Raw genomic sequence first — 7,870 nt, forward strand, 5'->3', positions numbered from 1 at the left:
TTCTCTCCCTTTTGACTCGTGGAGAATCCAATAGCATCTCAATTAATCAGACAAGTTGCTCAAAGCGACTAGTACCGCAAGGCGGAATTCAAAATTCAAAATTCAAAATTCAAAATGAATACAGCGTAAGCGTTTCGTTAATTTGGAATGGGTGGTTTATTTACGCCGTGCTGTACTAGTTATAAGGTAGGTAAACTTCCACCCATAATAGACATCTGCTGAAAAAGAGACGTAGTACTGCTACGTCTCTACAAGGGTTCTGGATAACGCATATTTAATTTCTGAAGATGTCTAATAGTTAATTGTTACCTTTAAGAACTTGGATAGAACTTATAAGAAAAATTCTGCTTCTAATTTCCAACTACCTACTTTACCAAAATCTCTCCTTTGGGCGACTCTAAATTCTTCTTGAGAGTACGGAAAGCCGCCTAAAAAGTGACTACACGATTTATTCTTTAATTAATTTTTGTAAATTAGATAATTGATAGGCAATAAAAGAGTTTTTCTGCCTATTATCAGCATTTATCTGGGATTTTGACTATTTTAGGAAATCCCTGTTTGCCAAAAACATTTATATTTAACATTCTACTCAACTACCAAGAATTAATAAAATAGAATGTATTTACCTCTTTAGGAGTGGGTAATTTCCGTACTAGGATAGACAAAGAATATAGAAGTAACAGCGTAAGATTTGAAAGAGATTCTTAATAAGTTTAGTATCTGAAGTTACTTTCTGATGCAAAGTGAATCAATTACAAGCACTAAAACAACAGAAATAAAAAACTTCTAATTCAAGTTTTATTTTTTAGGAGGTTTATGATGCGAATTGCTCAAATAGCTCCACTGTGGGAAAGAGTTCCACCTCCAGCTTATGGTGGCGTAGAGTTAGTAGTGGGGTTACTGACCGATGAATTAGTCCGACGGGGACACGAAGTAACTTTATTTGCATCGGGAGATTCTATTAGTCTGGGAACGTTAACGTCAGTTCATCCCCGTGCCCTTAGACTCGATCATACTATCAAAGATTACGGCATCTACGAGATGCTAAATATCGCTTCGGTGTATGAACGTGCAGAAGAGTTTGATATTATTCACTCTCATATTGGACATGGGGCGCTGGCTTACGCAAATCTTGTCAAAACCCCTACGGTTCACACGTTGCACGGTACTTTTAACCCTGACAACGAAAAGATGTTTAGTTTTGGTAAAAAACAACCCTACGTCAATATTTCCAATTCACAACGAGAACCAAGGTTAGGGTTAAACTCTATAGCGACGGTTTACAACGGGATTGATGTCAGCAGTTATGAGTTTCACTCCCAACCAGAACATCCTCCTTACTTGGCGTTTTTAGGTCGAATATCTCCTGAAAAGGGAGCGCATTTAGCCATAGAAATTGCAAAACTTGCTGGTTGGCATTTAAAAATGGCAGGTAAAATAGATGTCGTTGATGTGGAATACTTTGAAAAGGAAATTAAACCACATATTGACGGAGAGCAAATTGAGTATCTGGGTGAAGCCAACCATGCTCAAAAAAATGCCCTGATGGGTGGTGCAGTAGCAACTCTGTTCCCCATCACTTGGCGGGAACCCTTTGGATTGGTGATGATTGAGTCAATGGCTTCAGGTACGCCAGTGATTGCAATGAAATTGGGGTCTACTGAGGAGGTCATTTCCCACGGTAAGACGGGTTTCCTCTGCAATAATATTCAAGAGTGCATTAGTGCCATTGATCGCATCGTAGAGTTAGACCGTTATGCTTGTCGTCAGTATGTTGAAAACCTTTTCAGCGTTAAGCACATGACTGATGGCTATGAGGCGGTTTATCAACAAATAATCGCAGAACGATTTTCTCAGAATGGGCATTTCCGCAGTTTGGTTGATTTAGCTAGCTAGCGATCGCATTCATGTAATCTTACATGTTTTTAACTAATTAGAATACAGACCATCGTAGGGATGCACATCTGTGCCCCTACCAAGTTACGCGATTATCCCATTTTCCCAACATCTTAGCACTCACTCCTGAAACTCGTTCTAAGTCTTGTAAAGATGTAAATTGTTGCTGTTGACGACTAATAATTATTCGCTGTGCTAATTTTTTACCCACGTCAGGAAGAGTTGCTAATTCTTCTAAACTTGCGGTGTTGATATCTACTTTTTGAATTGCTTGTAACTCAGTTGATGAAAAAGTTTTTATTTGAGGACACCGTGTTTGTTCTAATTTAATCTTTTCTTGAATTGCTGGTGGTAAACCGGGTTTAACTTTGGTATAAAGACGAGCAAATTCTCGCACATAATGGGCAGCAACTATCGGATTTTCAATCACTACAAGCGTTTCATCGTTACCATTATTAGCAGCGTTTGACCAATTATGAGAACCTGTAATTACTGTTTGACTATCAATTACACCAAATTTGTGATGCAATAAATCACCTTTGGGTAACACAGGTACACCTACGCTAGTAATTGGATTTGACCAAGGATGGTTGTCGACTTCATATTTACATTTGTTACTGAGAGCAACCCCCATCATATCTAAGGCTTCGCTGTAAGAACGGTAGGCGAATTGTGGTTCAATTAAAGCGCGAATTTGCACACTTTGTTGATGGCGTTTTTCTAAAATATTAGCAAGAGGCTGTTCAGAAAAAACAAATAACGCTATATCAATAGATTTGGTTGCTGAATCTAAAGTTTTACCAATTAAACCATTACTACTGTTACTCCAAGGTTGAGTTGGAGAAGTGGGCGAAAATTGCACAGTGATTTTGGTGTTACCTAAAGTTATTTGTTTAGGTAAACGCATTGGTTTTTCCAAACCAAATCGACTATCTGGTTGACCTCCTGGGCCATCGCCCCACATAATATTAAACTCTTCTGTAAATAAAGATGCTAATTCTGGGCTGTCAATCTGCAATAAATTATTGGCATTTCCTAAACTGCTGGGATTTGTAAAATCACCAGAAGTATCACTTAATGTAAAGTTGGCTGAAGTGATAATTACAAGGCGATTGTCTACAATCACAAATTTGTGATGCATCAAACTGCTACCAGATGAACCATCTGCTTGATCATCTATCCAAGGAATTTTGGCATTCTGCAAAATTATTAAAGCATCTCTTTGATTGATTTCCGCTGGACTGAGTTGATGATCATGGTTAATATCGATAAATTGACGAAATTCGTTGTAGCGTTCTTGTTCTCTTTTATCTAACTTACCGACTTCAGCAGATGTTAAGCTACTCCAAGGTCGGCTATAGGTATTTTCTAAAATTATCCTGACTTTTACTCCAGCTTTTTGTTTATCAACCAGTGCTTGGGCAACTTTGGGTAAACGTAATTCTTGCACCGCCACATCTACTGTAGATTTAGCCTGGGTAATAGCATCGGCAATCTGTTTTTCTAAATCATCCCCCAGACGAGTTTGCTGACGGTAAGCTTCTTTATATTCTGAAGACTCAGAATGGTTAAAGTAAACTTGAACTAACGGATCTTGCGCTAAAGGTGCTGGACGCTGATTGAAAGACTGGACTCGTTGACAACCAGCGAGGGAGAATATCAGTAAAAAGATATATAAAAAATATCTTTGTCTAGAGAGAAGTTGCACTGTAATCTGCTAAAAGTGGATTGGGAGTGGATATATTTATCATTCCCAAAATTTTATGTTCTGAATTAAGTAGAAAAATAACTTTCCAAGTAAAGGGAAAAATCCACTACTAGATGTAAAATTACAGATATTTTTTCAGGATTTGTCCACTAAAACTGTATATGCTGGCAAGATCAACAGCCTACTACCACCGTGTGTTCTCCCTATTATCGGTTATATGCAAATTTATCTAGATTACAGCGCCACAACACCCACTCGAAAAGAAGCGATCGCAGTTATGCAAACAATCCTCACTCAACAGTGGGGCAATCCTTCCAGCTTACATGAGTGGGGACAACGGGCAGCAACGGTTGTAGAACAAGCCAGAGTCCAAGTTGCTGGTTTAATTAACGCCGCTACTCCTGAATCGATCGTTTTTACCTCTGGTGGCACTGAGGCAGATAATTTGGCAATTATGGGTGTGGCTCGGTTGTATGCTGTTCCTCAACATCTAATTATTTCCAGCGTTGAGCATTCTGCAATTTCTGAGACAGCACGGTTTCTAGAAATGTGGGGTTGGGAAGTTACGCGCTTGTCTGTAGATTTGAAAGGCAGAGTCAATCCCTTGGATTTAAAGGCGGCGTTGCGACATAACACAGCCTTAGTTTCTATAATTTACGGTCAAAGTGAAATTGGGACAGTGCAACCGATCGCAGAACTGGGTAAGATAGTGCGATCGCATGGTGCTCTGTTCCACACAGATGCAGTGCAAGTTGCAGGACGCTTACCCATAGATGTGCAACAACTACCTGTAGACTTACTTAGCCTTTCCAGTCATAAAATATATGGGCCGCAAGGTGCAGGGGCGTTGTATGTGCGTCCTGGTGTGGAATTGATGCCTTTACTAGGTGGTGGTGGACAAGAAATGGGATTGCGTTCTGGTACACAAGCAGTACCAATAATTGCCGGGTTTGGTGTCGCAGCAGAATTAGCAGCCGAAGAATTGGCTACAGAAACACCACGGTTAATTGAGTTACGCGATCGCGCTTTTGCTCAATTAGCTGAAATTCCTGGTTTAATCCCTACAGGGGATACTTGCGATCGTTTGCCTCACCATATCAGTATGTGCCTAGAAAACGCCGACGGCGAAAAACTCAGCGGTAAAACCTTGGTACGACAGCTAAACCTTGCTGGCATCGGCATCAGTGCTGGTGCTGCTTGTCATAGTGGTAAACTTAGCCCTAGCCCGATATTGTTAGCGATGGGTTATTCCGAAAAAGCTGCATTGGGCGGAATTCGCATCACATTGGGGCGTGATACTACCGAAGCTGATATCGATTGGACGGTAATGGTGTTGAAGCAAGTTTTGCAAAGGCTGACACCGGATTTATCTTTAGTTAAACGTTGATCGCTCATCTTAAAATTTAGATACAGCATTTGTCGGAGTGTTTTCTATGTCCCTGCAAGATGTTCCAACCCAACCACCTGAGCGATCGCGCATCATCAAGCAGATGAAAGCTTTATTGAAGACCGAACAGCCAGCGCTGACCGATAAACAGGTGGAATCCATGCTAAAAGAACGTCGGTTGGAGAAGTATCTTTGTTATCTCAAAGCCTAAATGTCCTCACGATATAATTGAAGCAAAAGAGATTAGCTCAGGTAAAATTGCGATTAATTCATGGATCGAAAATATGAATGGCTTCTTAAACTATCTTTGAATTAAGTCGATCATCTATTTGGTACGATTGCCATTCTTATAAGAAGGACAAAAACATCATGAACACTGCTAAACTCACCACTGATGGCACTCACCAAATGGTTATTTTGGCCGAAGACTTTCAACTTGCTGGTACTGAAGTTTATATCAAAAAAATTGGTAACGCCATTGTCCTCATTGCCAAAGATAATCCCTGGCAATCCCTGATCGACAGTCTAGACAATTTCTCTGATGATTTCATGACTACCAGAGATCAGGCACTCCTCGACACCAGAGAGAGCTTTTAAATGCGATATTTGCTTGATACCAACATCTGTATTTACCTCATCAAGCAAAAACCCCAAAAAGTACTGGATAAATTCCAAAGCTTTAGCATTTCTGATGTGGGTATCTCCTCCATCACCGTTGCTGAACTCGAATACGGAGTTGCCAAAAGCCAACAGCAAGAGAAAAACCGCATCGCCCTGGTGCAATTTCTGCTACCTCTAGAAATTGTCGAATTCAATCAATCATCTGCAACGATTTACGGCAGCATCAGAAGTGATCTCGAAAGTAGAGGACTTATTATTGGTGCAATGGATATGCTCATTGCTTCTCATGCGCTGAGTTTAGGAGTTATATCATGTCCGGCTTAATTAGTTATAATTCCCTTTCTCTATGCAGAAAGCCCAAAAACCCATCCCCTCTGCACCTCTGCCCCTCTGCCCCTCTGCGGTCTTAATGATAAGTCTTTAACCGGACATGATATTACCCTCGTCACCAATAATGTGCGAAAGTTTTCTCATATTCCTACGCTTCCATTAGAAAACTGGGTTGAGTAGTTGTCAATATGCGAGATGTGATGATATTGCGTTACTGGCCTCCTGTAATATCAATCTGAATAACTTTAAAATCAGCATCATGAGTATTATCGTCTTCGGCAGCATCAATATAGATTTAGTAGCAACAACACCCCGGTTGCCAGTTGCAGGAGAAACGTTACTAGGAGAAGATTTTTTTAAAGTTTCGGGAGGTAAAGGAGCCAATCAAGCCGTAGCATTAGCAAAATTGGGCATTCCTACCCAGATAGTGGGGCGTGTAGGTGCAGACGATTTTGGTACAGAACTTGTTAACAATTTGCAAGCATCTGGTGTGCAGACTGATAACATTTTTGTGGATGAAACTGTTAGTTCTGGAGTCGCTATTATCACCGTGAGTCATACTGGTGAAAATCAAATCGTCGTGATTCCTGGTGCAAATGGGCGCGTCAATCAAGAAGATGTAGAGCGATTATCCCACTTTTTACCACAAGCCACAGCACTACTTTTACAACTAGAAATTCCTATTAATGCCGTGGTTGCTGCTACTAAAGTGGCACAACGTGCAAATATAAAAGTAATTTTCGACCCCGCACCCGCACAATGTAATTTACCAGATGAATTGTATCCATTGGTAGATATTATTACACCGAATGAAGTTGAAGCAGCGCAGTTGGTGGGTTTTCCTGTGAATGGAGAGGAACAAGCAGCGAAGGCAGCTGCGGTTTTATTGCAACGGGGTGTGAAATGTGCGATCGTTAAACTGGGTGCTAAAGGTGTTTTTTGTGCCACTGCTGAAGAAAAGTTTTTTGTACCCGCGTTTTCAGTTAATGCAGTTGACACCGTAGCCGCAGGCGATGCTTTTAATGGTGGTTTAGCGGCGGCACTTTTTGAAGGACTTTCCTTACATCAAGCAGTTATTTGGGGTGCAGCAGCAGGTGCTTTGACAGCGACAAAACCAGGCGCACAAACTTCGCTACCGGATAGGTTTACATTTGATGCATTTCTTAAGGAAAGGGGTATGAATGGTGGTTTTCAAGGGTAGGTATTTAAAAAAGCATAGATAAACAGGTAAAATGCTTATCTGATAGGGATCGGTAGAAATATCAGTGCGGAACTTCTGGACGATGTAGGGTGTGTAGCAGGAGAAATGCAGATAAGAAAAAGTGAGGAATTAAGTATGGCACTATATCTAGACTCAGCGATCGCATCGGAAGCTGAAGTTGTTAAACTTTGGGGATGGGTGAAAGGCATTACCACAAATCCCACGCTGTTGTCTCAAAGCGATACTCCACCAGAAACCACGCTCAAAAAATTGCTTGCCTTGACAAATGGCCCGTTATACTATCAGCTTGTGGCATCTGATAAAGCTGGGATGCTAGCTGAAGGTAGAAAAGCTTTCGAGATTATTGGTTCACAAACAATTTTGAAGATTCCCGCAACACCGTTAGGGTTTGAAGTGGTGGCGAGTCTATCACCAGAGATTACCTGTTCGGTGACAGCGATTTATAGTGCAGCACAGGCAGCAGTAGCACGGGAAGCAGGAGCTAAAATTGCCATAGCTTATGTAAATCGAGCTACCCGATTGTTAGGTGATGGTATTGCCTTAGTGCGGGATATGGCTAGCGTACTCAAAGGTAGTGATACGGAAATCTTGGCAGCTAGTATCAAATCTCCTGAAGAAGCAGCCGCATCGTTGCAAGCCGGGGCGGATCATTAGACATCTCCGAAAACAGTCAAAACTGCTTTGTGACTAGCTTACAAGGCGCATT

General features: G+C 41.1%; 8 protein-coding genes. 7 read left to right on the top strand and 1 reads right to left on the bottom strand.

Features of this window, described 5'->3' with window-relative positions; all coding sequences use genetic code 11:
• Positions 1-819: 819 nt before the first annotated feature.
• Positions 820-1,896 carry a glycosyltransferase family 4 protein gene (locus HWQ40_RS23945; RefSeq protein WP_292782717.1) on the top strand — a complete coding sequence of 359 codons (1,077 nt, stop codon included), beginning with the start codon at positions 820-822 and terminating at the stop codon, positions 1,894-1,896.
• 76 nt (positions 1,897-1,972) lie between these two features.
• Here HWQ40_RS23945 and HWQ40_RS23950 read toward each other — a convergent pair whose 3' ends face one another.
• Entirely contained in the window at positions 1,973-3,604 is a 1,632-nt protein-coding gene (locus HWQ40_RS23950) for a DUF655 domain-containing protein (RefSeq protein WP_292782701.1), read from the bottom strand.
• 217 nt (positions 3,605-3,821) lie between these two features.
• Between HWQ40_RS23950 and HWQ40_RS23955 the strand changes: the two genes are divergently transcribed.
• The 6 genes from HWQ40_RS23955 to HWQ40_RS23980 all read left to right on the top strand — a co-directional run bounded on the left by HWQ40_RS23955 (position 3,822) and on the right by HWQ40_RS23980 (position 7,818).
• A complete protein-coding gene (locus HWQ40_RS23955) occupies positions 3,822-4,991 on the top strand; it encodes a cysteine desulfurase family protein (protein WP_292782719.1) in 1,170 nt (389 codons plus the stop codon).
• Between the two features lie 46 nt (positions 4,992-5,037).
• The gene (locus tag HWQ40_RS23960) at positions 5,038-5,202 is read left to right on the top strand and encodes a hypothetical protein (RefSeq protein ID WP_292782703.1); all 165 of its coding nucleotides are present in this window, start codon (positions 5,038-5,040) and stop codon (positions 5,200-5,202) included.
• Positions 5,203-5,360: 158 nt separating this feature from the next.
• Positions 5,361-5,588 carry an AbrB/MazE/SpoVT family DNA-binding domain-containing protein gene (locus HWQ40_RS23965; RefSeq protein WP_292782706.1) on the top strand — a complete coding sequence of 76 codons (228 nt, stop codon included), beginning with the start codon at positions 5,361-5,363 and terminating at the stop codon, positions 5,586-5,588.
• Entirely contained in the window at positions 5,589-5,936 is a 348-nt protein-coding gene (locus HWQ40_RS23970; RefSeq protein WP_292782709.1) for a type II toxin-antitoxin system VapC family toxin, read from the top strand.
• 265 nt (positions 5,937-6,201) lie between these two features.
• A complete protein-coding gene (gene rbsK / locus HWQ40_RS23975) occupies positions 6,202-7,143 on the top strand; it encodes a ribokinase (RefSeq protein WP_292782712.1) in 942 nt (313 codons plus the stop codon).
• Between the two features lie 135 nt (positions 7,144-7,278).
• Positions 7,279-7,818, top strand: a complete 540-nt coding sequence (locus HWQ40_RS23980; protein ID WP_292782714.1) for a transaldolase family protein — start codon at positions 7,279-7,281, stop codon at positions 7,816-7,818.
• Positions 7,819-7,870 lie beyond the last annotated feature (52 nt).

Origin of the sequence: Nostoc sp. NMS9, assembly GCF_017114995.1 — a bacterium.
GTDB lineage: Bacteria > Cyanobacteriota > Cyanobacteriia > Cyanobacteriales > Nostocaceae > Nostoc.